This is a genomic window from Blastococcus sp. SYSU DS0619 (genome assembly GCF_054051035.1).
Window position 1 is genome coordinate 303,773 of record NZ_JBJHAM010000001.1, and the last position, 24,070, is coordinate 327,842.

Annotated in this window: 28 protein-coding genes and 1 riboswitch; of the genes, 13 read left to right on the forward strand and 15 right to left on the reverse strand. The window is 74.7% G+C overall.

The features are described from left to right. Positions 1-41: 41 nt before the first annotated feature. From ACI79T_RS01455 to ACI79T_RS01475, 5 genes are all read left to right on the forward strand, one after another. Positions 42-1,556, forward strand: a complete 1,515-nt coding sequence (locus ACI79T_RS01455) for a TldD/PmbA family protein (protein ID WP_456608266.1) — start codon at positions 42-44, stop codon at positions 1,554-1,556. 76 nt (positions 1,557-1,632) lie between these two features. Then, entirely contained in the window at positions 1,633-3,039 is a 1,407-nt protein-coding gene (locus tag ACI79T_RS01460) for a metallopeptidase TldD-related protein (RefSeq protein ID WP_456608267.1), read from the forward strand. A 229-nt stretch (positions 3,040-3,268) separates the two neighbouring features. Then, positions 3,269-3,571: a hypothetical protein gene (locus ACI79T_RS01465; RefSeq protein ID WP_456608268.1), complete on the forward strand. Its 303-nt coding sequence runs from the start codon at positions 3,269-3,271 to the stop codon at positions 3,569-3,571. A 93-nt stretch (positions 3,572-3,664) separates the two neighbouring features. Next, on the forward strand, positions 3,665-4,156 hold the full coding sequence (locus ACI79T_RS01470) for a hypothetical protein (protein WP_456608269.1): 492 nt from the start codon (positions 3,665-3,667) through the stop codon (positions 4,154-4,156). A 179-nt stretch (positions 4,157-4,335) separates the two neighbouring features. Continuing rightward, positions 4,336-5,373, forward strand: a complete 1,038-nt coding sequence (locus ACI79T_RS01475) for a C40 family peptidase (protein WP_456608270.1) — start codon at positions 4,336-4,338, stop codon at positions 5,371-5,373. Between the two features lie 18 nt (positions 5,374-5,391). On the opposite strand, the gene ACI79T_RS01480 is transcribed toward ACI79T_RS01475, so the two are convergent. Continuing rightward, positions 5,392-5,958, reverse strand: a complete 567-nt coding sequence (locus tag ACI79T_RS01480) for a YdeI/OmpD-associated family protein (protein ID WP_456608271.1) — start codon at positions 5,956-5,958, stop codon at positions 5,392-5,394. A gap of 106 nt (positions 5,959-6,064) precedes the next feature. Between ACI79T_RS01480 and gdhA the strand changes: the two genes are divergently transcribed. The 4 genes from gdhA to ACI79T_RS01500 all read left to right on the forward strand — a co-directional run bounded on the left by gdhA (position 6,065) and on the right by ACI79T_RS01500 (position 8,716). Continuing rightward, positions 6,065-7,414, forward strand: a complete 1,350-nt coding sequence (gene gdhA, locus ACI79T_RS01485) for an NADP-specific glutamate dehydrogenase (protein ID WP_456608272.1) — start codon at positions 6,065-6,067, stop codon at positions 7,412-7,414. 87 nt (positions 7,415-7,501) lie between these two features. Further along, the gene (locus ACI79T_RS01490) at positions 7,502-7,906 is read left to right on the forward strand and encodes a hypothetical protein (RefSeq protein WP_456608273.1); all 405 of its coding nucleotides are present in this window, start codon (positions 7,502-7,504) and stop codon (positions 7,904-7,906) included. Between the two features lie 4 nt (positions 7,907-7,910). Next, positions 7,911-8,108 (forward strand): helix-turn-helix transcriptional regulator, encoded by a 198-nt coding sequence (locus tag ACI79T_RS01495; RefSeq protein ID WP_456608274.1) that lies wholly within the window; start codon positions 7,911-7,913, stop codon positions 8,106-8,108. Positions 8,109-8,182: 74 nt separating this feature from the next. Next, positions 8,183-8,716, forward strand: a complete 534-nt coding sequence (locus tag ACI79T_RS01500) for a gamma carbonic anhydrase family protein (protein ID WP_456608275.1) — start codon at positions 8,183-8,185, stop codon at positions 8,714-8,716. On the opposite strand, the gene ACI79T_RS01505 is transcribed toward ACI79T_RS01500, so the two are convergent. Genes ACI79T_RS01505 through ACI79T_RS01520 form a run of 4 tightly spaced genes read right to left on the reverse strand, consistent with a single transcriptional unit; the run spans position 8,717 to position 13,386 of the window. Further along, positions 8,717-9,916, reverse strand: a complete 1,200-nt coding sequence (locus ACI79T_RS01505; RefSeq protein ID WP_456608276.1) for a cysteine desulfurase-like protein — start codon at positions 9,914-9,916, stop codon at positions 8,717-8,719. It abuts the gene before it with no gap. Between the two features lie 24 nt (positions 9,917-9,940). Further along, the gene (locus ACI79T_RS01510; protein WP_456608277.1) at positions 9,941-11,014 is read right to left on the reverse strand and encodes a threonine aldolase family protein; all 1,074 of its coding nucleotides are present in this window, start codon (positions 11,012-11,014) and stop codon (positions 9,941-9,943) included. After that, a complete protein-coding gene (metX, locus tag ACI79T_RS01515) occupies positions 11,011-12,090 on the reverse strand; it encodes a homoserine O-acetyltransferase MetX (protein WP_456608278.1) in 1,080 nt (359 codons plus the stop codon). Before metX ends, ACI79T_RS01510 begins: the two co-directional genes overlap by 4 nt. Positions 12,091-12,093: 3 nt before the next feature. Further along, a complete protein-coding gene (locus tag ACI79T_RS01520; protein WP_456608279.1) occupies positions 12,094-13,386 on the reverse strand; it encodes a bifunctional o-acetylhomoserine/o-acetylserine sulfhydrylase in 1,293 nt (430 codons plus the stop codon). Positions 13,387-13,428: 42 nt separating this feature from the next. Continuing rightward, a riboswitch (SAM riboswitch) is annotated at positions 13,429-13,544 on the reverse strand. Between the two features lie 46 nt (positions 13,545-13,590). Here ACI79T_RS01520 and ACI79T_RS01525 point away from each other — a divergent pair. Further along, positions 13,591-13,848 carry a DUF167 domain-containing protein gene (locus ACI79T_RS01525; protein ID WP_456608280.1) on the forward strand — a complete coding sequence of 86 codons (258 nt, stop codon included), beginning with the start codon at positions 13,591-13,593 and terminating at the stop codon, positions 13,846-13,848. 47 nt (positions 13,849-13,895) lie between these two features. Here the strand turns inward: ACI79T_RS01525 and ACI79T_RS01530 are convergent, their stop codons facing one another. From ACI79T_RS01530 to ACI79T_RS01545, 4 genes are all read right to left on the reverse strand, one after another. Continuing rightward, positions 13,896-14,426, reverse strand: coding sequence for a hypothetical protein (locus tag ACI79T_RS01530; protein ID WP_456608281.1), 531 nt, complete (start codon positions 14,424-14,426; stop codon positions 13,896-13,898). Continuing rightward, complete coding sequence (locus tag ACI79T_RS01535; RefSeq protein ID WP_456608282.1) at positions 14,423-15,319, reverse strand: mechanosensitive ion channel family protein; 897 nt, start codon at positions 15,317-15,319, stop codon at positions 14,423-14,425. The genes ACI79T_RS01530 and ACI79T_RS01535 overlap by 4 nt, the downstream gene beginning before the upstream one ends. A gap of 145 nt (positions 15,320-15,464) precedes the next feature. Continuing rightward, complete coding sequence (locus ACI79T_RS01540; protein WP_456608283.1) at positions 15,465-16,265, reverse strand: thioesterase family protein; 801 nt, start codon at positions 16,263-16,265, stop codon at positions 15,465-15,467. 23 nt (positions 16,266-16,288) lie between these two features. Next, a complete protein-coding gene (locus ACI79T_RS01545) occupies positions 16,289-16,657 on the reverse strand; it encodes a hypothetical protein (RefSeq protein WP_456608284.1) in 369 nt (122 codons plus the stop codon). A gap of 189 nt (positions 16,658-16,846) precedes the next feature. On the opposite strand from ACI79T_RS01545, the gene ACI79T_RS01550 reads away from it, so the two are divergent. Both ACI79T_RS01550 and ACI79T_RS01555 read left to right on the forward strand, forming a co-directional pair. After that, positions 16,847-17,293, forward strand: coding sequence for an STAS domain-containing protein (locus ACI79T_RS01550; RefSeq protein WP_456608285.1), 447 nt, complete (start codon positions 16,847-16,849; stop codon positions 17,291-17,293). 59 nt (positions 17,294-17,352) lie between these two features. Beyond that, entirely contained in the window at positions 17,353-18,312 is a 960-nt protein-coding gene (locus tag ACI79T_RS01555; protein WP_456608286.1) for an EamA family transporter, read from the forward strand. Positions 18,313-18,334: 22 nt separating this feature from the next. On the opposite strand, the gene ACI79T_RS01560 is transcribed toward ACI79T_RS01555, so the two are convergent. The 6 genes from ACI79T_RS01560 to ACI79T_RS01585 form a co-directional block, all read right to left on the reverse strand. Beyond that, complete coding sequence (locus ACI79T_RS01560; protein WP_456608287.1) at positions 18,335-19,351, reverse strand: ABC transporter substrate-binding protein; 1,017 nt, start codon at positions 19,349-19,351, stop codon at positions 18,335-18,337. A 90-nt stretch (positions 19,352-19,441) separates the two neighbouring features. Continuing rightward, the gene (locus tag ACI79T_RS01565) at positions 19,442-20,275 is read right to left on the reverse strand and encodes an ABC transporter ATP-binding protein (RefSeq protein ID WP_456608288.1); all 834 of its coding nucleotides are present in this window, start codon (positions 20,273-20,275) and stop codon (positions 19,442-19,444) included. After that, positions 20,272-21,381, reverse strand: coding sequence for a FecCD family ABC transporter permease (locus ACI79T_RS01570; protein ID WP_456608289.1), 1,110 nt, complete (start codon positions 21,379-21,381; stop codon positions 20,272-20,274). The genes ACI79T_RS01565 and ACI79T_RS01570 overlap by 4 nt, the downstream gene beginning before the upstream one ends. After that, positions 21,378-22,433 carry a FecCD family ABC transporter permease gene (locus ACI79T_RS01575; protein WP_456608290.1) on the reverse strand — a complete coding sequence of 352 codons (1,056 nt, stop codon included), beginning with the start codon at positions 22,431-22,433 and terminating at the stop codon, positions 21,378-21,380. The genes ACI79T_RS01570 and ACI79T_RS01575 overlap by 4 nt, the downstream gene beginning before the upstream one ends. Before the next feature lie 81 nt (positions 22,434-22,514). Beyond that, positions 22,515-23,228 (reverse strand): mycothiol-dependent nitroreductase Rv2466c family protein, encoded by a 714-nt coding sequence (locus tag ACI79T_RS01580; RefSeq protein WP_456608291.1) that lies wholly within the window; start codon positions 23,226-23,228, stop codon positions 22,515-22,517. A 50-nt stretch (positions 23,229-23,278) separates the two neighbouring features. Further along, positions 23,279-23,773 (reverse strand): glutathione peroxidase, encoded by a 495-nt coding sequence (locus ACI79T_RS01585; protein WP_456608292.1) that lies wholly within the window; start codon positions 23,771-23,773, stop codon positions 23,279-23,281. Between the two features lie 92 nt (positions 23,774-23,865). Between ACI79T_RS01585 and ACI79T_RS01590 the strand changes: the two genes are divergently transcribed. Continuing rightward, positions 23,866-24,066: a hypothetical protein gene (locus ACI79T_RS01590; protein WP_456608293.1), complete on the forward strand. Its 201-nt coding sequence runs from the start codon at positions 23,866-23,868 to the stop codon at positions 24,064-24,066. The last annotated feature ends 4 nt before the right edge of the window (positions 24,067-24,070 follow it).

Genomic DNA, 24,070 nt, shown 5'->3' on the forward strand with positions numbered 1-24,070 from the left:
TGCCGCCTCACCCCTGCCCGGACGCTGGTAGACAGGGGTTCGTGCCAGCACCCCGCGCCATCGACGAGGCGTTCCTCGCGCTGCCGCTGTCCGCGCTCACCGATGCCGCGCTCACCCGGGCCGTCGACCTCGGCTGCGAGCACGCGGACATCCGGGTCGAGCGCATCCGCACCCAGACGATCAGCCTCCGCGACGCGCGCCCCGAGGCGTTCACCGACGGCGAGGACCTCGGCCTGGCCGTCCGCGTGGTGCACGAGGGCACGTGGGGGTTCGCGGCGGGCGTCGTCCTCACCGCCGCCGAGGCCGTCCGCCTGGCGGAGGAGGCCGTGGCGGTGGCCCGGGTGGCCGCCGCGCTGAACTCCGACCGCATCGAGCTCGCCCCGGAGCCGGTGTACCCCGACGCCACGTACGTCTCCGCCTACGACGTCGACCCGTTCACCGTCCCCGACGCGGAGAAGGCGGCGCTGCTGACCGAGCTGTCCGAGCAGCTGCTGGCCGCCGACGGCGTGGAGCACGTGCAGGCCACCTGCATGCTGGTCAAGGAGCAGAAGTACTACGCCGACACCGCCGGCACCCGCACCCGCCAGCAGCGGGTGCGCATCCACCCCGACCTGACCGCGCTGACCGTCGACCGGGCCACGGGATCGTTCGAGAGCATGCGCACGCTGGCCCCGCCGGCCGGCCGGGGCTGGGAGTACCTCACCGGCACCGGCTGGGACTGGCGCGCCGAGCTGGCCGAGATCCCCGAGCTGCTGCGGGAGAAGACGAAGGCGCCGACGGTGCAGGCCGGGCGGTACGACCTGGTGATCGACCCGTCCAACCTGTGGCTGACCATCCACGAGTCCATCGGCCACGCCACCGAGCTCGACCGGGCGCTGGGGTACGAGGCCGCGTACGCCGGCACCTCGTTCGCCACCGTCGACCAGCTCGGCACGCTGCGGTACGGCTCCGAGCTCATGGACGTCACCGGCGACCGCACCGCCCTGCACGGGCTGTCCACCGTGGGCTGGGACGACGAGGGGGTCGCGGGCCAGCAGTGGGACATCGTCCGGGACGGCGTCCTCGTGGGCTACCAGGTCGACCGGAACATGGCCCGGCGCCAGGGCATGGACCGCTCCAACGGCTGCGCCTTCGCCGACTCCCCGGGCCACGTGCCGGTGCAGCGGATGGCCAACGTGTCCCTGCGCCCCAGCCCCGACGGCCCCTCGACGGAGGAGATCATCGGCGGCGTCGAGCGCGGCATCTACGTCGTCGGCGACAAGAGCTGGTCGATCGACATGCAGCGCTACAACTTCCAGTTCACCGGTCAGCGGTTCTACAAGATCGAGGGCGGCCGCCTGGCCGGGCAGCTGCGCGACGTCGCCTACCAGGCCACGACGACGGACTTCTGGGGCTCGATGCGCGTCGTCGGTGGCCCGCAGACCTACGTCCTCGGCGGCGCCTTCAACTGCGGCAAGGCCCAGCCCGGCCAGACGGCGGCGGTCAGCCACGGCTGCCCGACGGCGCTGTTCGAGGACGTGTCGGTGCTGAACACCGTCGAGGAGGCCGGGCGATGAGGCCGAAGACGACGGTCGAGCGAGCATCGCAGGGAGCGCTAGCGACCGAGGAGCGGAACGAGACCGGAGTCGAGCGATGAGTCGCAAGCAGCGTCCGCAGGACGTCGTGGAGCAGGCGCTGGCGGCCTCCACGGCGGACGGGCAGATCACCTACGTCGTGGAGGGCTCCGAGGCGAACCTGCGGTGGGCGGGCAACAGCCTCACCACCAACGGCGCCATGCGCTCGCGCCAGGTCGTCGTCATCTCCTTCGTCGACGGCGGCGCCGGCATGGCGGTGGGCACGGTCACCCGCTCGGGGACGCCGGACGTCGCCGAGCTGGTCGCCGCCAGCGAGCAGGCTGCCCGGGCCGCCGGACCGGCGGAGGACGCGATGCCGCTGATCGCCCCGGATCCCGACCGCGAGGTGCTCCCGGGCACCGGCGACTGGGCGGCCGATCCGGCGGAGACCTCCATCGACGTCTTCGCCGAGTTCGCGCCGGCGCTGGGCGAGGCGTTCGGCGAGGCCCGGGACCGCGACGAGCTGCTCTTCGGCTACGCCGAGCACGCGCTGAGCACCACCTACCTGGGCAGCTCCACGGGGCTGCGGCTGCGCCACGACCAGCCCACGGGGCGGGTGGAGCTCAACGGCAAGACGCCGGACTTCGGTAGCTCGGTCTGGGCGGGCACCGGCACCCGGGACTTCGCCGACGTCTCGGTGGCCGAGCTGGCGGCGGACGTGCAGCGGAAGCTGGCCTGGTCGCGCCGCCGGGTGGATCTCCCGGCCGGTCGCTACGAGACGCTGCTGCCGCCCTCGGCGGTCGCCGACCTGATGATCTACCTGTACTGGACCATGCAGGCCCGGGACGCCGACGAGGGCCGCAACGTCTTCGCCAAGCCGGGCGGGGGCAACCGCACCGGCGAGCGGCTGGCGGCCCTGCCGCTGACCCTGCGCAGCGACCCGCACGCCCCCGGGCTCGAGGCGGCGCCGTTCCAGCTGGTCGGTGCGTCGTCGGGATCGGCGTCGGTGTTCGACAACGGCATGGCCGCCCCGGCGGTCGACTGGGTCTCCGGTGGCGTGCTCACGAACCTGATCCGCCCGCGGGCCTGGGCCCTGCGGACGACGGCGCCGGCCACCGCCGCCGTCGACAACCTCGTCCTCGAGCAGCCCGGCGCGACCGCCACCCAGGCGGAGATGGTGGCCGGAACCGGGCGCGGGCTGCTGCTGACGACCCTCTGGTACATCCGCGAGGTGGACCCGCAGACGCTGCTGCTCACCGGCCTCACCCGGGACGGCGTCTTCCTGGTGGAGGGCGGCGAGGTGACCGGAGCGGTGAACAACTACCGGTTCAACGAGTCCCCGGTGGACCTGCTCGGCCGGGCGGTGGAGGCCGGCGCCACGGAGCGCACCCTGCCGCGGGAGTGGAACGACTGGTTCACCCGGACGGCCATGCCGACGCTGCGGGTGCCCGACTTCAACATGAGCAGCGTGAGCCCGGCCAGCTGAGCCCGGCGAGTCGAATGACAAGCACGTGATTCCCACAAGTGGGACGCGGCAGCGCTGGCGGAAACTGACGGCGACGAACCGTACTGACGGAATTACGCTCGGTATCGGAAGACGAGCTGATCGAGGGCTTTACCCCGGACGCGTTTCTGCCGAAACCTCTCGTAGCTCGACATCTTCCACACACCGCACGCAGGCCCCGCTCCCACGGGGCTGTCGAGGGGAGGACTCCGTGAGCAGGAGTCGCAAGCCGTCCGTCTTCCAGGTGGGCAAGGTCCGCGACGACGGGCACACCGTCGTCATCTCCGGCTGGGGCCTGGGCCTCTGTGCCGCGGCCTGCGCCTGCCACCGTCACCCGGCCGCCGGGCACCTCGCGATCGCCGAGGACCACGCCGGCGGAGCCATCGGCCTGGTCAGCTTCCGCGAGGGTGGCTGCGACTGCTGCGAGCCGTGGACCGCCGAGGAGCTCACCGCGATCCTGCGGGACTTCTCGACCGTCGCCGGCCTCGACGTCCAGGAGCCGCTCGCCGGCTGAGCGTCGGTCGCCCGGCCCGTGCGCGTACGCACGGGCCGGGCGCTGTTTTCGCCGGGCCGTTGCCCGGCGCCGCTCCCGGGGTAGGGGCCTCCCATGTTGGGACGCGCTGCCCTGCGGGGCGCACTGGCCGGTCTCGCCGGCGTCGCCGTGATGACCCTGGGCGAGAAGGCCGAGCAGGCCCTCACGCACCGGCCGGACAGCTACGTGCCCGCGCGCACGCTCACGGCCCTCACGACCGGCCGGCGGCTGCCCGGGTCCGCCCGTCCGCCGGTGCGCAACCACCTCATGCACTGGGGCACCGGTGCCGCGGTCGGCGCCCTCCGTGGCGTCTGGGCCGCCTCCGGCCTGCGCGGCTGGCGCGCCTCGGCCTGGCACACCTCGATCCGGCTGGCCACCGACCAGACGCTGGAGAACGCGACCGGCGTCGGCGCCCCACCCTGGACCTGGTCCCGCCGCGACCGGATCGTCGACGTGGGCCACAAGGCCGTCTACTCCTTCGTCACCGGCGCGGTGGCCGACCGCCTGGTCCGCCTGCCCGCCGACCGGCTGCCCGACGGCACCGCCGCGGGCCCGCGCATCCGCTGAACCGGCCCGTCCGCGTGGCGGGAGATCGCCCGTGGGGCGCGTGGTACGGACGAGGCGGCCGCGCTCGCGCACACCCGCGCGCCCGCCGCTACTAGTCGATATCGAGTGCCTACGGTCCGTTCTGACGCGCATGGTTGAGGCCCCTTCCCCGGGTCCGGCGCAGCTGATCGGAGGCCCCGGTGCACGCACAGCGTTCGACCACCCGTCGCCGCTCACGCGCCGTCCTCGCGGTGGGTGCCGCGCTGATGGCGGCGGCGACGATGGTCGTCTCCCCGGCGATGACGACCCCGGCCGGCGCCGAGCCGGGATCGGTGGCCGAGGCCGCCTCGCTGATGGCCCAGGCCGCGCAGCAGCTGACCGCGGTCGAGGCCCAGGTCCACGAGGCCGAGGAGATCGTCGCCACCCAGCAGCAGGCCGCCGCGGACGCCGCCGCCCAGGCCCAGGCCGCGCGGGACGCCCTCGCGGTGCACGAGCCGCAGATCCGGGCCATCGTGCAGAGCAGCTTCACCGAGAAGACCCAGTCCCGCGTCGCCGCCTTCCTCACCAGCGAGTCGGCGGAGGACCTGGTCCAGCAGATGACGACGCTGGACATGATCGCCACGCACACCAACTCGGTCATCGCCCAGGTCGCGGCGGCCCGCGCGGCCGCCGAGGAGGCGCAGGCCGCGGCCGACCAGGCCGCCGCCACCGCGCAGGCGGGCCTCACCGAGCTCCAGGCGCAGCAGGCCGAGGTCGAGCGGCGGGCCGCCGAGTACCAGTCGGACTACGACCGGCTGTCCGCGGCAGAGCAGGACCGCGTCTCCACTCTCGTCGCCGGCCCCCGGCTGAGCACGCCGTCGGTCGCGGAGCTCCCGGTACCGGCGGGCAGCGCGGCGGCGACCGCGATCCAGGTGGCCCTGTCCAAGGTCGGCTCCCCCTACCGGTCGGGCGCGACCGGCCCCGGCGCCTTCGACTGCTCCGGGCTGACGTCCTACGCCTACGCGGCTGCCGGCATCGCGCTGCCGCGCACCAGCAGCGGCCAGTCCAAGATCGGCCCGCAGCTCTCCCGTGGCGAGCTCCAGCCGGGCGATCTGGTGTTCTACTACTCGCCGATCAGCCACGTGGCGCTCTACATCGGCAACGGGATGATCGTGCACGCCCGGACCTACGGGACGCCGCTGTCGGTCACCTCGGTCGACCAGGGCGGCTTCCGGTTCGGCGTCCGCCCCACCGGCTGACGCTCCGGCCGGAGGGCGTCAGCGCTCGCTGAGCGTGGTGACCAGGGCGGCGATCCGCTTGGCGCGGGTGGCCGGGGTGGCCGCGGTGTGCACCCGCCAGAGGGCGGCGTAGCGGTCCACCCCGCGCAGCCCGTCGAACGCCGTCCGGGCCGCGGGTGCGGCGTCCAGGGCCGCGGCGAGGTCGTCGGGCACGGTGATGGTGGCCGGGCCCGGGTAGGCGCGGTTCCAGCGGCCGTCGGCCTTCGCGGCCGCCACGGCGGCCAGCCCGGCCGGCCGCATCCGCCCCTCCTCGGTCAGCCGGGCCACGGTCTGCACGTTCTTGAGCGACCAGACGCTGCGCGGCCGCCGCGGGGTGATGCGCTGCAGGTAGGCGGTGTCGTCGAGCCGGTTGGCCCGGCCGTCGATCCAGCCGAAGCAGAGGAGCACCTCGACCAGCTGCTCCCAGTCCACCGAGGGGACGCCGGAGCCCTTCTTGGCGATCCGCACGTAGAGGCCCGGCGCCGTGGCGCCGTTCGCCTCCAGCCACGCCTCGAGGGCGGCCTGGTCGGCGAACGCCCGCACGGGCAGGTCGGTCGGCTCCGGCATGCCCGACATGGTGGCGGCCGGGTGTGACAACCGGCCGTCCATCCGGCCCCGCCCCGGCGATCGACGTACGTTGCGCAGGAAGGACGTCCGGCGAGAGGGGTGCGCGGTGAGCGGTGAGGTACCGGAGACGGTCCGGGGCATCTACGACGAGGTCCTGCACCGCAACCCGGGGGAGACGGAGTTCCACCAGGCCGTCCGCGAGGTCCTGGAGTCGCTGGCCGTCGTCCTGGACCGGCACAGCGAGTACGCCGAGATGAAGACCGTGCAGCGGATCTGCGAGCCCGAGCGGCAGATCATCTTCCGGGTGCCGTGGCAGGACGACCGCGGCGAGGTGTGGATCAACCGGGGCTTCCGGGTCGAGTTCAACTCCGCGCTGGGCCCCTACAAGGGCGGGCTGCGCTTCCACCCCTCGGTGAACCTGGGCATCGTCAAGTTCCTCGGGTTCGAGCAGATCTTCAAGAACGCGCTCACCGGCATGCCGATCGGCGGCGGGAAGGGCGGCTCCGACTTCGATCCCAAGGGCCGGTCGGACGCCGAGATCATGCGGTTCTGCCAGTCGTTCATGACCGAGCTCTACCGGCACATCGGCGAGTACACCGACGTCCCGGCCGGCGACATCGGTGTCGGTGCGCGCGAGATCGGCTACCTGTTCGGCCAGTACAAGCGGATCACCAACCGCTACGAGTCCGGCGTCCTCACCGGCAAGGGCCTCGGCTGGGGCGGGGCGCTGGTGCGCACCGAGGCGACCGGGTACGGCGCCGCGTTCTTCGCCGAGGCGATGATGGACGTCCGCGGAGAGTCCTTCGACGGCAAGCGGGTCGTGGTCAGCGGCTCCGGGAACGTCGCCGTCTACGGCATCGAGAAGGTGCACCAGTTGGGCGGGACCGCCGTGGCCTGCTCGGACTCCACCGGTTACGTGGTGGACGAGAAGGGCATCGACCTCGACCTGCTCAAGCAGGTCAAGGAGGTCGAGCGCGGGCGGGTGGCCGACTACGCCGAGCGGCGCGACTCGGCGAGCTTCGTCCCCGGGGGCAGCATCTGGGACGTCCCCTGCGACGTGGCGATCCCCAGCGCGACGCAGAACGAGCTGGACGGCGACGCCGCCGCCGTCCTCGCCCGGAACGGCTGCCGGTACGTGGTGGAGGGGGCGAACATGCCCGCCACCCCGACGGCGGTGAAGGCGTTCCGCGAGGCCGGCGTGCTGTTCGCGCCCGGGAAGGCCGCCAACGCCGGCGGTGTGGCCACCTCGGCGCTGGAGATGCAGCAGAACGCCTCCCGCGACCGCTGGACCTTCGAGCACAGCGAGGCACGGCTCGCGGAGATCATGCGGGACATCCACAGCCGGTGCCACGAGACCGCCGAGGAGTACGGCTCCCCGGGCGACCTGGTGCTCGGTGCCAACGTCGCCGGGTTCATCCAGGTGGCGGAGGCGGTGCACGCGCACGGCCTGATCTGACCCGGATGGTCAAGGACGCTTGACACCGGCCCCCGCTCCTGGTGGAGTACGCAGGTGTCAAGCTTCCTTGTCACCCGTGGAGTCGCCGTGTTCCCCCGCCAGCTGGCCGCCGTCGTCACCGCCCTCGTCCTCTCCGCGGGCATCGGCCTGCTCGCCGGCAGCTTCGGCGGGGAGCAGTTCTGGCTGCGCGCCACGGTCTTCGCTCTGTGCACCCTGGGGCCGACGTACGGGCTGGGGTGGTTGCTGTTCGTCGCCCCCGTGACGGAGACCGAGCAGGTCGCCCGGCCGGAGGAGACCGTCGAGCACCGGTGGTGGGAGCGCAGCGCCTCCGCCACGTTCCTCGACGTCGTCGCGGTGGCCGGGGTCGGGCTGTTCGCGCTGTCGGTGACCGATCTGCGGGTCGACGCGTCCACCGTGCTCACCGGCCTGCTGCTGCTCGCCTTCGCCGACGTCGCCGCCCGGTTCTCGCTGCTGCGCCGGCGCGACGCCTGACCCGGTGCGCAACGACCTCGCCGAGCGGCGGCAGGAGCGGGGCTGGTCCCAGGGCCGGCTGGCCGAGGAGCTGGGCGTCTCCCGCCAGACGGTGATCTCGCTGGAGAAGGGGCGGTTCGACCCGAGCCTGCCCCTGGCGTTCCGCATCGCCGCGCTGTTCGGCTGCCGGATCGAGGACGTGTTCACCCCCGACGAGGGTTGACTGCCGCCCGCCCCGGCCGGCCGGCGTCCGCCCCCGGCTGGCCGCCTCCCGCCGGGCTGTGCTGGGGTGGCGGGGTGGCGGACAACTTCATCGGTGCCCTGGACTTCGGCTCCCCCCGGATCGACGACGACGCGTTCGTGGCGCCCACGGCCGTCGTCGTGGGGGCGGTGACCATGGGCCCGCGGTCGAGCATCTGGTACGGCGCGGTGGCCCGGGCCGACACCGAGGTCATCGAGATCGGTGCCGACTCCAACATTCAGGACGGCTGCACGCTGCACTCCGACGCGGGCTCCCCCCTGGTGGTGGGGGAGCGGGTCTCGGTGGGGCACCGGGTGGTGCTGCACGGCGCGCGGATCGACGACGACGTGCTGGTCGGCATGGGCAGCATCGTGATGAACGGCGCGCACATCGGCACCGGCTCGATCGTCGCCGCCGGCGCCGTCGTCACCCAGGGCAAGGTCTTCCCGCCCCGCTCGCTCATCGCGGGCGTGCCGGCGAAGGTGCTGCGCGAGTGCACCGACGACGACCGGCTGCACATCCAGGGCAACGCGATCAGCTACACCGACCGGCTGGAGTCCGCCCGCCGGGTGCAGCGGCTCGAGGGCTGATCAGCCGGCCAGCCACGCGCGCAGCCCGGCCAGCAGCCGGTCGACGTCGTCGGCGTCGCTGTAGGGGGCCAGCCCGGCCCGCAGGCCGCCGGTGTCGCCGAGCCCCAGCCACCGGCTGGCCTCGATCGCGTAGAAGGAACCGGCCGGCGCGTTGACGCCCCGGGCCGCGAGGAACCGGTAGGCGTCGGCGGCGTCGCGCCCGTCGAAGGTCAGCAGCAGCGTCGGGGTGCGGTGCGCCGCCCGGGACCACAGCCGGACACCGGGCAGCTCCGCCAGCCCCGCCTCCAGGCGCTCGCGGAGCCGGTCCTCGTGCTCCTCGATCGCGGTCATCGCCGCGACCAGCCGCTCCCGGCGCGTCCCGCCGTCGCCGAGGGCGGCGAGGAAGTCCACCGCCGCCGTCGTCCCGGCCAGCAGCTCGTAGGGCAGCGTGCCCAGCTCGAAGCGCTCGGGCACCGCGTCCGACGACGGCAGCAGCTTGGCCGGCTGCAGGGTGGCGAGGAACGCGGGGTCGGCGGCCAAGACGCCGCAGTGCGGGCCGAGGAATTTGTACGGCGAGCAGAGCAGGACGTCGGCGCCGAGGGCGCGGACGTCGACCGGGGCGTGCGCGGTCAGGTGCACGCCGTCGACGACGAGCAGCGCGCCGGCCGCGTGCACCCGCTCGGCGATGGCGGCGATGGGCGGGCGGGTGCCGATCAGGTTGGACGCACCGGTCACGGCCACCAGCCGGGTCCGGTCGGTGAGCACCGCGGCGACGTCGTCGGCGGTCAGCTCACCGGTGCCCGGGTCGAAGGCCGCCCACCGCACCGTGGCGCCGACCGCCTCGGCGGCCAGCACCCACGGCCGGATGTTCGCGTCGTGGTCGAGCCGGGTGACGACGACCTCGTCACCCGGCTCCCAGCCGGCCGCCAGCGTGCGGGCCAGGTCGAAGGTGAGCTGGGTGGCGCTGCGCCCGAACACGACGCCGGCGGGGTCGGCGCCGAGCAGGTCGGCCATCGCCGCCCGGGCGGCGAGCACCGTCCCGTCGGCGAACCGCTCGGCCGCGGTCACCGCGCCGCGGTTGCTGACCGGCGCGGTCAGAGCCGTGGCCACCGCCCGGCCCACCGCGGCCGGCACCTGGGTCCCCCCGGGGCCGTCGAAGTGCGCGGTGCCGCTCGCGAGCGAGGGGAAGGAGGCGCGCAGCGCGGCGACGTCGAGACCCATGGTGCCGACGCTATCCGCCGGCCGTCAGCCTTCCCCGGCGAGGGCGGCGACCGCCGCGCGGAGCTCCCCGACCGGGAGCGCCAGCGTGGCGTCCCCCACGGCCAGCTCGACCCGCACCACGCCGGGGTCGCCGGTGCGCCCGGCCTGCGGCCAGGTCCACAGGCCCTCGTCGGTGGCCAGCCGGCGGGCAGCTGCGGTGAACGCCTCGGGGGTCGTGCGCAGCAGCAGGTGCAGCATGGGGGTCTGCGGCGGATCGGGGACGACGGTGACGCCCGGCAGGTCGCGCACGGCGTCGGCGACCTCGCGGGCGCGCTCCAGGTAGGCCGGCATCAGCGGCAGCCGGCGCCGCAGGCAGCCCAGCGCCGACGCGGCTCCGGGCCACATGCCGAACAGCGTGCCGCCCAGCCGCCGGCGCCACTCGCGGACCTCGGCGACGACGTCCGCCGGGCCGGCCAGGCAGCAGCCGGCCAGCGCGCCGAGGCCCTTGTAGAAGCTGACGTAGACGGTGTCGAACAGCCCGGCGATCTCGGCCGGCGTGCGGTCGTAGCCGGCGGACGCCTCCCACAGGCGCGCGCCGTCCAGGTGCGCGGCCGCGCCCCGCTCGCGGGCCCAGCCCACCTGCCCGGCCAGGTCGTCCCAGGGCGGGAGCTGCCCGCCGAGGTCGCGCTGCGGCAGCTCCACCAGCAACGCGGCGGGCCGCTCGGCGACGGCGTCGAGGTCGGCGCGCACCAGCAGCCGGTACCGGTCGCCGGCCGGTCGCAGGACCATGCCGTGCAGCCGCTCGAACGCCTGCTCCTCGTGCCGGATCAGGTGGCTCTCCGGGTGGCAGACCACGGTGCGCCGGCCCCTCCGGTCGGCGTGCACCCGCAGCGCCGCCTGCTGGGCCATGACGCCGCTGGGCAGGTACACCGCCGCGGGCCGGCCGAGCAGCCCGGCGACCTCCGTCTCGAGGTCGGCCACCACGCCGCCGTCGCCGTACCGGTCCGGGGCCGTGCCGGGCGGGATCGCGGCCAGCTGGTCCGCCGGCCGCCAGTCGCCGTGCCCGGAGAGGGATCGGTCGCAGGCGGCGCGCAGGGCCGCGCGCTCGTCGTCGGTCACGGCGTCCCCAGCAGCTCGGTCAGCAGCGCCCCGACGGCGTCGGTCTCGATCAGGAACCCGTCGTGCCCGTACGGCGAGGAGATCACCCGCAGCGGGACACCCAGGGCGTCGGCCACCCGCCGCTGCTGGCCGAGCGGGTAGAGCCGGTCGGTGTCCACGCCGGCCACCATCGCGCGGGCGGTCACCCGGGACAGCGCCGCCTCGACGCCGCCGCGGCCGCGGCCGACGTCCCAGCCGTTCATGGCCTCGGTGAGCAGCACGTAGCTGCCGGCGTCGAAGCGGCGGGACAGCTTGTCCGCGTGGTGCTCCAGGTAGGAGGCGACCGCGTACCGGCCGTCGATCTGCAGGTGGGCGCCGAACCGGGCCTCCAGCTCCACCCCGCTGCGGTAGGTCAGGTGGGCGATCCTGCGGGCGACCCCCAGACCGTCCACCGGCGGGGCGTCGGGCGGGTAGTCCCCACCCGCCCAGCGGGCGTCGGCCCGGACGGCGGCCTGCTGGGTGGTCTGCGTGCCGATCTGGTCGGCCGAGGCGACGGCGCCCGAGGCGAGGAAGAACAGCGCGTCGACCCGCGCCGGCTCCGCCACGGCCCACTCCAGCGCCCGCATCCCGCCCATCGACCCGCCGGCCACGGCGGCCCACCGGGCGATGCCCAGCGCGTCGGCCAGGGCGGCCTCGGCGCGCACCTGGTCGGCCACGGTCACCTCGGGGAAGCGGGACCCCCACCGCCGGCCGTCCGGCGCGGTCGACGACGGCCCGGTCGTGCCCTGGCAGCCACCGAGCACGTTCGCGCAGACGACGAAGAGGCGGTCGGTGTCCAGGGCCGCGCCCGGCCCCACGATGCCGCTCCACCAGCCGGGCGACGGGTGGCCCGCGCCGGCCGGGCCGACGACGTGGCTGTCGCCGGTGAGCGCGTGCTCGACCAGGACGGCGTTGTCCCCGCCGGGCGCGAGCGTCCCCCAGGTCTCGTACGCAACCCGCACCGCCGGGAGGGTCCCGCCGCGTTCCAGCGGGAACGGCCCGGGCAGGTCGAGGAAGCGCCGGTCGCCGACCGGATCCCCCTCGACCCACCCGCCCATCGCTCAGGCGCCCTTGGCGGCGCGGAAGCCCGCTTCCAGGTCGGCCAGGATGTCCTCGATGCCCTCCAGGCCCACCGCGAGGCGCACCAGCCCCGGCGTCACACCGGTGGTGAGCTGCTCCTCCGGGGTGAGCTGCGAGTGGGTGGTCGACGCCGGGTGGATCACCAGGCTGCGCACGTCGCCGATGTTGGCCACGTGGCTGTGCAGCTCCAGCGCCTCGACGAACTTCTGCCCGGCCTCCTTGCCGCCGTGCAGCTCGAAGGTGAGGACGGCGCCGGCGCCCTTCGGGGCGTACTTCTGCTGCGCGGCGTGCCACTGGTTGGTCGGCAGGCCGGCGTAGTTGACCCGGTCGACGGCGTCGTGCGCCTCGAGGAACTCCGCCACCCGCTGGGCGTTGGCGACGTGCCGCTCCATGCGCAGGGACAGCGTCTCGATCCCCTGCACGACCAGGAACGCGTTGAACGGCGAGACGGCCGGGCCGAGGTCGCGCAGCAGCTGCACCCGGGCCTTGAGGGCGAAGGCCGGCGCGCCGAGGTCGGCGTAGACGACGCCGTGGTAGGTCGGGTCGGGCGTCGTGAACATCGGGTGCTTGCCACCGCGCCAGTCGAACGCGCCGCCGTCGACGATCAGGCCGGCGATCGCGGTGCCGTGCCCGCCGAGGTACTTCGTCGCCGAGTGCACGACGACGTCGGCGCCGAACTCGAAGGGACGGATCAGGTACGGGGTGGCGACGGTGTTGTCCACGATCAGCGGGACGCCGTTGCGGTGCGCGACCCCGGCGACCGCCTCGATGTCCAGGACGTCGCCCTTCGGGTTGCCGATGGTCTCGGCGTAGAAGGCCCGGGTGTTGTCCTGCACCAGGGACTGCCAGTTCTCCGGGTCGTCGGGGTTCTCGACGAAGGAGACGGTGATGCCCATCTTCGGCAGCGAGTGGTGCAGCAGGTTGTACGTGCCGCCGTAGAGGGACGCCGACGCGACGACGTGGTCGCCGGCCTCGGCCAGGTTGAGGATGGCCAGCGTCTCCGCGGCCTGCCCGGAGGCCACCGCGAGTGCCGCGACGCCGCCCTCCAGCGACGCGACGCGCTGCTCGAGCGCGTCCTGCGTCGGGTTCATGATCCGCGTGTAGATGTTGCCCATCTCGGCCAGCGCGAACAGGTCCGCGGCGTGCTGGCTGTCGCGGAACTGGTAGCTCGTCGTCTGGTAGATCGGCAGGGCGCGGGCCCCGGTCGTCGGGTCGGGGCCGGTCCCGGCGTGGATCTGCCGGGTCTCGAAGCTCCAGTTCTGCGGGTCGCTCATGCGCCGTCTCCTCTCGCTCGCGGAGACCCGCGGCGCACGGGAGCTCCGTCCTTGCCGGGGGGCGGACGCCTCCCGGCCGGCTCTTCCCCTGGAGCACCTCAGACGGAGTAGAGGTTGCCGGGCAGCCAGCCAGGTGCTTCGCGCTGCCTCTCAGGAGCCGTCGTGATCGTAGGACGTCGGGGCCACCACCTGCACACTGACCGGGTGCGCGTGACCATCCGGGTGCGGCCCGGCGCCGGGCGGACCGTCGTGCGCGGTGAGCACGACGGCGCCCTCGTGGTGCGGGTGGGCGCTCGTGCGGTGGACGGCCGGGCCACCGAGGCGGCGCTGGCGGCGGTCGCCGACGCCTTCGGGGTGCGGTGCCCGGCGGTGGCGCTGGTCACCGGCGCGACCGCCCGCACCAAGGTGGTCGACGTCGAGGGTGGCGCCGAGGAGCGGCTGCGCGAGCTGCTGGCCGGGTGACCGGCCGGGCGGGGCCGATGTCCCACGTGAAACACCGGCCCCACCGCTCAGCCGGTCGGGGACGCCGGGGCGGTCCCGTCGTCCGTGCCGTCGGAGTCGCCCGTCGGCGTGGGCTCGGTCGTCGCCGGTGCGGTCGGCTCGGTCGTCCCGGGCGACGTCGACCCGGTGGTGCTCGGCCGGGTGGTGGACGCCGACGGCTCGGTCGTCGCCGGGGTCCCGGTCGGCTCGGTCGGCTCGGCCGGCTCGGTCCCGGTCGGTTCGGTCTCGGTGGGCTCGACCGTCCCGGTCTCCGTCGGCTCGGTCTGCTCCGCGGTCTCCTCGGTGGAGGCCGGCTCACCCGCGGCCGGGGGGCGGACGTTGAGGTAGAGCGCGCCGATGGACAGGAACAGGAGGACCAGCACCACCGTCGAGGTGCGCGCCCGGCCCAGGTGCCGGGGGATCGAGTGCCACCAGCGGTGCTCCGCCGCCGGAGCGGTCTGGGCGGGCGGCGCGGCCGGCGGGGCGGTGCTGACGGTGGGCTCGGAGGGGGTCTGGTCGGGCCCCGGCGTGTCGGCGGGCCGGTCCTCGGGCGCGGTCATCGGGCTCCCTCCTGCACCGCGGTGCCCTCGTCGGCCGCCTGCATCGTGGTGGTCGGTTGCGGCACCTGCATGCCCTGGCTGCGGAACGCGTCGACGACCCGGGCCCGGAGGTCGCGGCCGACCTCGAACTGCTTGCCCGGCAGCGTGCGGGCGACGACGCGCACGTTCACCTCGTCCAGGCCGAGGCTCTCCACGCCCATGACGGTGGGCGGGTCGAGCAGCAGCGGGCGCATCGCCGGGTCGCGGAACGCCTCCCGGCCGACCTGGCGGAGGATCTCGTTGGCCCGGTTGACGTCGACGCTCGTCGGCACCGGCACGTCGACGACGGCGCGGGCCCAGTCGCGGGAGAGGTTCACGACCTTGACGATCTGCCCGTTCGGCACCGTGACGACCTCGCCGTCGGGCGACCGGACGCGGGTGACGCGCAGCGTGACGTCCTCCACCGTGCCGGTGGCCGGGTCGCCACCGCCGACGACCTGGATGGAGACGACGTCGCCGAACCCGTACTGCCGTTCGGTGATGATGAAGAACCCGGCCAGCACGTCACCGACGATGCGCTGCGCGCCGAAGCCCAGGCCGACGCCGAGCACCGTGGCCGGCGCGACGAGGCCGGTGACCGGTACGCCGAGGCGGTCGAGGACGAAGAAGACCGAGATCGAGTAGATGAGCACGATCGCCGCCCAGGTGAGCACCTGGGTGAGCGAGTGCCGGTGCTTGGCGGCCTCGGAGCGGACGAGGGCGTCGCCGCCGGTGGAGTTGCGGTCGATCCGGTCGGTGATCTTCGCCCCGGCCCAGGCCACGAACCGGGCGAGCAGCACCGAGCCGATGATGATCAGCACGACCTCGAGGCCCCGCCCGGACAGCCAGTCCAGCAGCTCTCTCAACGCGTCCACGGGTGGCAGCCTCCGATCGTCGGGGGAAGCGACCTTTCCACAGTGGCGAGCGGCGGCGGCCGATGCCAACCGGACCCGCCGGGTACCGCACGGCGGAGGCCGCGACGAGCCGCTGACCTGGGCCTCAGCGGCACGGAGAGATGACTCACGCCGCCGGTGGGCGGGGCTCCACGAACAGCGACTGGGTGGACCGGCCGACCGGCCCGTCGACGTCGAAGAGGACGCCGAGGCACTGCGCCGCGCCGGTGCCGCCGTGCACCGTGGTGGCGTCCACGCCGAGCCACTCGCCGCGCGGCGGGCGGTGCAGCGCCACGGACAGGTCGACGTTGGCGAACGTCGACCGCGTCCAGTCCAGGGTGGCCGAGATGCCGCTGGCGGCGTCGGTCATGACCAGCAGGTGCTGCAGCGGGGACATCGGCTCCCCGGCGACCAGCGCGCACTCCGGCCGGGTCCAGGCCGTGGCGGGCCCGGGGCCGTTGAAGGTGCCGGCGGCGAAGCGCCAGTCCAGCGCCCGGTGGTAGGCGATCTCGCTGGAGAAGAACGCCGCCCGCTCGGGCCGGCTCTCCTCCGGGCCGGCCGGCGCCGGATGGGGCAGGGTCGGGGAGGCCGCGGCGTCGTCGCGCGAGCGCATCCGCCAGGCCGACAGGCGCATGAGCGGGCGGCCGTCGCCGGCGTCGAGCACGGCCTCGACCAGCTCGATCCGCCGCCCCGGGCGCACGACGGACGTGCGTACCCGCACCGGGCCGACCGGCACCGGCCCGAGGATGTCGTAGGCCATGCGCACCGTCTGCCCGCCGGTGATCGCGCTCGCCCGCTCGGCCGCCCGCAGCAGCAGCGCGGCGGGCGGCCCGGCGTGCTGGTGCGCGGGGTCCCACGGGCCGATGGTGAGCGCCGTGGCGGTGAAGCCGTCGCCGTCGGGGAGGTAGAGGGCCTCGGGCACGTCCATGACGGCGAGTCTCGCGCCGCCGGTCAGTCCCGCGTGCGCCGGGTCGCCCAGACGGCGTAGACGGTCCAGGCGGCGGCGCCTCCGGCGGCCAGCGACCACACCAGGCGCAGCTGCGCGGACGTCGACAGGAGCAGCAGGACGGCGACGACGAACACGGCCCCCGCCAGCGGCGAGGAGCGGGCGAGCGCTCCGGCGGTGCCGGGGCCGGGCACGACCAGGAAGACGACCGCCGCCATGACCAGAAGCAGGGCGCAGAGCGCCGCGATCCCGCCCGCGGTCACCCCGAACCCGGCCGGCAGCGCGATCGCCCCGAGCGCGCCGGCGACCACCCCCAGCGCCAGCCCGACCAGGGTGCGGCGCCGGCGGGCCGACCACGGTGGCCGCTCGTCCATGGCTGCTCCTCTCGTGGTCCCGGCTCGTGCGCCGGACGGAACGGCGTCCCCCGATGACTACCCGTCACAGCACGCCCGCCGGGCGCGGCACACCGGCCGATTCCGTATCGGAATCCGTTGTACCGCCGGTCCGCGCTCCGTACGGTCCGGGCGACGGGGGTCGGACCGTCGGCAGCTGGGGGAACGGGCATGGTGCGGGCGCACGAGTGGGACGTGACGCGGCGGCTGGCGCGGCCGCCGGGACGGCGCCGGCCGTGGTGGGTGTCGCACCCGGCGCCCGATCCCGCCGCGCTGCGGCTGGGCTGGGAGGCCGCCGGCGGGCACGCCCGCGTGGTCGTCGAGGGCGACATCGACCTGGTCACCGCCCCGCAGCTGGAGGCGTTCGTCGCGGGGTGCCCGCTGGCCGGCTGCACCGTCCTCGAGCTCGACCTCGGCGGGGTGCCGTCGATCGGCTCGGGAGGGCTGTCGGTGCTGATCGCCGTCCGGCGGTGGTGCCTGCAGCGCGGTACCGCCCTGCGGCTGCGCGACGTGCAGCCGTCGGTGTGGCGGGTCTTCGAGGCGACCGGCCTGGCCGAGGTCTTCGCCGCGTCCGGTCCCGAGCCGCGCCCGCCCGCGCAGGACCTCGCGCTGTTCTGACCCGGTAGCCGTTCCGACCGGTAGGTGGCTCGGAGCCGCTTGCCCGCTACATTGCGGGGGTGCCCCGCACCGTCCGCCCCGCCTTCGGGTACGCGTTCACCCTCGCCGCGGCTGCCCTGTTCGCCGTCAACGGGACGGTGTCGACGCTCGCCCTCCAGGCGGGGGTGCCGCCCACCCGGCTGACCGCGTTGCGCTGCACCGGTGCGGCGCTGGTGCTCCTGGCGGTGCTGGCCCTGGCCGCTCCCGGCCGGCTGCGGGTGCGGGCCCGCGAGCTGCCCCTGCTCGCCGTCTTCGGCGTCGTGGGCGTCGCGCTCACCCAGTTCCTCTACTACGTCGCCATCGGCCGCATGCCGGTCGGGATCGCGCTGGTCTTCGAGATGACCGCGCCGGTGTTCATCGCCCTCTACGTCTGGCTGGTCCGCCGGGAGCGGGTCCGCAGCCGGCTGTGGGCGGCGCTGCTCCTGTCGTTGTCCGGCCTGGTCCTCGTGGCCCAGGTGTGGCAGGGCGGCGGCTCGCTGGACGCGGTGGGCGTGGCGGCGGCGCTGGGTGCGGCCCTCTGCCTGGCCACGTACTACCTGGTGGGGGAGCGCGGCACGGTCAGCCGCGACCCGGTCACGCTCACCTGCTGGAGCTTCGTGGCGGCCGCGCTGTTCTGGGCGCTCGCCGCACCGTGGTGGGAGTTCGACGCCGGCGTGCTCGCCGAGCCGGTGCCGCTGTCGCTCGGGGACCTGCGGCTGCCGCTGTGGCTCCTGGTCGGCTGGATCGTGGTGCTGGGCGCGGCGGTGCCGTTCTGGTTGTCCGTCGCCGCGCTGCCGCACCTCGCGCCGACCACCGCCGGGCTGGTGGCGACGGTCGAGCCGGTGTTCGCCTCCGTCGTCGCCTGGCTGTGGGTGGAGCAGGTGCTCACCGGGTGGCAGGTGGCCGGCGGCGCCGTCGTCCTCACCGGGATCGCGCTGGCGCAGACCGCACGGACCACCCAGCCGCCGGTGCCGGAGACCCCGGCCCCGCTGTCGTCGTGACGCGGAGCCGGGGTCGCGGACGTCAGGGCGTGACGTCCTGGGCCTCGGTCAGGTAGCCGGCCAGTTCCGCCATGTACGCCGCCTGGGAGACGTAGTCGGGGCCGATGTACTTCCAGGGGTAGAGCTGCCCGGCCTCGACGGCGGGGAGCAGCGCGGCGGTGGGCTGCGCGGCGATCTCCTCGGGGGTCATGCTGAACCGCAGCGAGTAGAGGAGCACGTCGCTGGGGAACTCCGTGACCTCCTCCCAGCCCACGGAGTTCCAGAAGTAGCCCTCGCCGCCCGGGTCCACGAACGTCACGCCGAGGTCGGCGTACATCGCCAGCTGCGGGTCGTCGGCCGCCTTGGCCATCCACCAGCCGTCGGCCTCGGTGGCGAACACGGGCAGCACGCTCACGTCGTCCGTCGCGGCGGCGCTCAGCGCCTCGGATGCCGCCTCGAAGTCGGCGCGCGCCTCGGCGACCACACCGCCCTCGGTGTCGACGCCGAGCGCGTCGGCCAGCTCCACCACGCGCTCGATGACGTCGGCCGCCGAGCCGGTGTAGGCGATGTGGACGATCGGCGCGATCTCGGCGACCTGCTCCTCCTGGGCCAGGTCGTTGAAGCCGTAGCCCGCCTTCCCCTCGGGGATCTCGCCGGAGGAGTCGTCCGGGTAGATCGTGGTGACGATGAGGTCGGGGTCGGCGGCGGCCAGCGCTTCGAGGTCGATCTCGCCGTAGGTGGAGCCCACGATCGCGACGTCGTCGAGGTCGCGGCCCGCGAAGGCGACGTCGTCCTCGGCCGAGGTCTGGCCGAAGGTGGCGACCGGCTCGATGCCGTAGTTCCACAGCGACGCCGCCAGGTCGTTGAGGCCGGCGATCCGCTCGGGCGCCTCGTCGAGCTCGACGGTATGCCCCAGGTCGTCGGTGAACGACCAGCTGCCCTCGGCGGCCGGCTCGGCGTCGGTGGCGTCACTGGAGGTGTCGTCGCCGCAGGCGCTGACACCGACGGTCACGCCCAGGGCCACGAGGCCGCCCAGCAGGCGGCGAGAGGTGCGGTGCAACGGAACTCCCTCGGCTGAGGGGATGCGTGATCATCCCCGGTTGCGACCAAGGTTAGCCTGCCCTAACCCGAGGACGAGGACGGGTGCCCGTCAGCGCAGCCGGCGCACCGGGACGACCATCGGGGAGCCCGCCACCGGGTCGGTGATCACCCGCGCCTCCAGCTCGAAGACGTCGGCCAGCAGCTGCTCGGTGAGCACCTCGGCCGGGGCGCCGGAGGCGACCAGCGCACCGTCCTTCATGGCCACCAGTCGCTGCGCGTAGCGGGCGGCGAGGTTCAGGTCGTGCAGCACCACGACGACGGTGCGCCCGCGCTCGGCGTGCAGCCGGCCCACCAGGTCCAGCACGTCGATCTGGTGGGAGAGGTCCAGGTAGGTCGTCGGCTCGTCCAGCAGCAGCAGGTCGGTGCCCTGGGCCAGGGCCATGGAGATCCAGGCCCGCTGCCGCTGGCCGCCGGAGAGCGCGTCCACCGGGCGGTCGGCCAGCTCGCTCATGCTGGTCCAGGACAGCGCCTCGGTGACGACCGCCTCGTCGTCCCGGGACCACTGGCGCAGCCAGTTCTGGTGCGGGTGCCGGCCGCGGGCGACCAGGTCGCCGACGGTCAGCCCCTCGGGCGCGACCGGCGTCTGCGGCAGCAGGCCCAGCACCTTCGCGACCTCGCGGGTCGGGGTGCGGGCGATGGCCCGCCCGTCCAGGAGGACCTGGCCCGACGTCGGGCGCAGCAGCCGGCCGAGCGCCTTCAACAGCGTGGACTTGCCGCAGCCGTTGGGGCCGACGATCGCGGTGAACGAGCCCTCCGTCAGCTGGAGGTCCAGGTCGTCGACGACCACCTGGTCGTCGTAGGCCAGCCGGACGTGCTCGGCGGCCAGCCGGACGCGTTCCTCGCTGGTCGCGTCGGGGTGGGGGCGGTGCAGGAGCTCGGTCATACGGTGGATCGCCGCCTTCCACGGACCAGGAGCCAGAGCAGGTAGGGGGCGCCGATGGCGGCGGTCAGGATGCCGACCGGCAGGGCCTGCGGCAGCAGGGTGCGGGTGACCAGGTCGGCCCCCACGACGAGCAGCGCGCCGAAGATGCCCGACGCCAGCAGCGGCGGCCGGGCGCCGCCGGCCAGCCGCACGGCGATCTGCGGCACGACCAGGGCGACGAAGGTGATCGGCCCGGCGGCCGACACGGCGAACGCCACCAGGCCCACGGCCAGCAGGACGACGGCGGTCTGCGCCCCGGCCAGCCGCACCCCGAGCCCGCGGGCGGTGTCGTCGCCGAACTGGAGGACGGTGAGCACCCGGCCGGCGGCCAGCGCCAGCGGGAGCAGCACGACGACGGCGACGGCCAGGGGGAGGGCGTCGTCCCAGGTGCGGGCGTTGAGCGACCCGGTGATCCACACGTAGGCCGAGGCCGCGTCGTAGATCTCGGCGTTGGTGAGCAGCCAGTCGACGAGCGCGGTGCCCACCGACCACAGGGCGATGCCGACGAGCACGAGCCGGTACCCGTCGACGCCGGCCCGCCAGGTGAGGCCGAAGAGCAGCGCGCCGGTGGCGAGCGCGCCGAGCAGCGCGGCGAGCGGGATGCCGAGGCCGCCCAGGAGCGTCCCGGCGGGGGTGCTGCCGCTGAGCACGATCGCGGACACCGCGCCCACCGAGGCGCCGGTGGTGATGCCCAGCGTGTCCGGTGAGGCCAGCGGGTTGCGGGCGAAGGTCTGGAACAGCGCACCGGACACGCCCAGGGCCAGTCCGACCAGGGCCCCGACCAGGACCCGCGGGGCCCGCAGCTGCAGCACGATGAACTCCTGCGGCCCCTCACCCAGACCGACCAGCGTGCGCAGCACGTCGCCCACCCCGATGGGGAAGTCGCCGCGACCCATGCTCAGCGCGGCGACGAGCACCAGCGCGGCGAAGCCGGCGACCGGCACGGCCAGCTGCCGCCAGCGCAGCAGCGCGGACAGCGGGCCGACGCGCAGCGCCCTCCCCCGGCGGACGGGAGCGCGCCGGGGACCGGCCGTGCCGGCGGGGCGTGCGGGGGCCGCGACGCTCACAGCCCCACCGTCCGGCGCCCGCGCACGAGCGCGATGAAGAAGGGTGCGCCGATCAACGCGAGCACGATGCCCACCTGCAGCTCGCCGGGGCGGGCCACGACCCGGCCGATCACGTCGGCGACCAGCAGCAGCACGGCCCCGGCCAGGGCGGAGCAGGGCAGCAGCCAGCGGTGGTCGGGGCCGGTCAGCGCCCGGACGGCGTGCGGCACGACGAGCCCGACGAACGCGATCGGCCCGCAGGCCGCGGTGGCGGCTCCGCAGAGCAGCGTGACGGCGGTCAGCCCGACCGCCCTGGCCAGCCAGATGCGCTGGCCGAGGCCGCGGGCGACGTCCTCGCCGAGGCCCAGCAGGTTCAGCGCCGGCGCGTTGAGCAGGGCGAACACCACCCCGATCGCGAGGAAGGGGGCGACCTGCCAGGCGATGTCTGCGTCGCGCCCGGCCAGCGAGCCGACCACCCAGAACCGGAAGCTGTCCAGGGTCTGCTGGTCGCTGACCAGGATGGCGCGCACCAGGGCGTAGAGCAGGGCGGAGAGCGCCGCGCCGGCCAGCGCGAGCGTGACCGGCGTGGCCCCGCCCCGCCCGGCGGAGCCGATCGCGTACACCAGCACGGTGCCCGTCAGCGCCCCGAGGAAGGCGAACCAGACGTAGCCGCTCGGGCTGGTGATGCCGAGGGCGGAGATGGCCAGGACGACGGCGAGGCTGGCGCCGGCGGTGACGCCCAGCAGTCCGGGGTCGCCGAGGGGGTTGCGGGTGTGCCCCTGCATGAGCGCGCCGGCCAGCCCGAGGGCGGCGCCCACCATCAGCCCCAGCGCCGTGCGCGGCAGCCGCAGCTGGCGCACGATCACCGCCTCCTCGGTGCCGAGGGAGGAGTCGACCAGCGCACGCCAGACGTCGCCGACGCCGATCGAGCGGGTGCCGACGGCGATGCTCGCCACCGCCGCGGCGACGACGAGGACCAGCAGCAGGGCCAGCGTGCCCAGCCGCCGGGCGCGCATCGGCGACGCCGGCGGTCGTGCCGCGTCCCGCGCCGGGACGTCGACCGTGGTGGCCACGAGCAGCTCCCGGGACGGACGGCGAAGATCAGATAAGGCTTACCTTAGCTGCCGCACGCCGAGCGGGCCGCTCCGGCGAGGTCACTTCTTCTGCCGACGGCTCCCGCCGTGCCAGTCCTCCTGCGTGCCGGACTCGCCCGGCCGCACCCCGAACGCCGGCAGCTGCGGCCGCTCCCGCAGGCTGCGCTTGAGCTCGGCGAAGCCCGGGAACGAGGCGAGACCCACGACGTGGTCCCACAGCGCGACGGCCTCGTCGTCGCTCGGCAGCCGGCTGATGACCGGGCCGAAGAAGGCCACGCCCTCGGGCGGCCGGAAGTGCAGGATCGGCGTGCCGACGTCCTTGCCGGTCAGCGCCAGCGCCTCGTCGGTCTCCTCGCGCAGCCGGGCGTCCCAGGAGTCGTCGTCGAGGGCGGCGGCGAGGTCGGCGGGCAGCCCCACGCCGGCGAGGATCGGCGTCACGAACTCGCGGGTGCCGCGGCGCACCTCGTCACCGGGCTCGTTCGGCGTCTCGAAGATCTGGCCGCCCAGCGCCTCGTACAGCGGGCCGACCACCTCGGGGCCGTGCCCCTCGCGGGCGCGGGCGGCCAGGCGCAGCAGCCGCAGCCCGGCGGTGTGCCCGGCCTCGTACTCGGGCGGGAAGTGCGCGTCGTAGTCGACGTGCGCGTTGAGCAGCCGCAGCGAGATGAACCGCCACTCGACGGCGTACTCCCGCTGGGCGCTCACCTGGCGGACCCACTTGCTGGTCATCCAGGCAAACGGGCAGACCGGGTCGAACCAGAAGCGCAGATCGGCCATGGCCCGAACCTAGGCGCTCCCGGCCGACCCCGCCTTCTGCCGGCGGCGGCTCAGGCGGGGAGGACCGACTCGATCGCGGCGCGGAGCTCTGGGGCATCGGGCGCGGTGCGCGGCCGGAACCGGGCGACCACCTGGCCGGTCCCGTCGACGACCCACTTCTCGAAGTTCCACTGCACGTCGCCGGCCTCGCCGTCCAGGTCCGGCGTCGCGGTCAGCTGCCGGAACAGCGGGTGCGCCTCGGGCCCGTTCACCTCGACCTTCTCGGTGAGCGGGAAGGAGACGCCGTAGGTGGCCGAGCAGAACTGCTCGATCTCCTCGGCGGTGCCCGGCTCCTGGCCCATGAACTGGTTGCACGGCACGCCGACGACGGTGAAGCCGCGGGCGCCGTACTGCTGCTGCAGCGCCTCGAGGCCGGTGAACTGCGGGGTGAGCCCGCACCGGCTCGCCACGTTGACGACGAGGGTCGCGCGCCCGCCGGTCAGCTCCCGCAGCGTGGTGGCGGTGCCCTGGAGCGTGGTCACGGGCACGTCGAGGAGGTCGCTCATTCCCGCGCCAGCGCCGTCGGCCGGGCGTTCATTCCGGTCGGTTGCAGCACTGCTGCGGCCTAGTGTGGTGCCCGATCGTTCCGGGAGGTGCCATGGAGTGGGTGCTCATCGTGCTGGCCGTGCTGGTGGTCGTCGGCGCCACGCTGTACGTCGGCCGCAGCCGCCGGCGCAGGGAGTGGACGGACGAGCTGCCCGACGGCCGGCTCGACCGCGACCGGATGGACGGGCCGGATGCGCGGGGTGCGGTGAACAAGCACAGCTGGATGCTGGGTGGTGGCGGCAGCGGGGGCTGAGTTC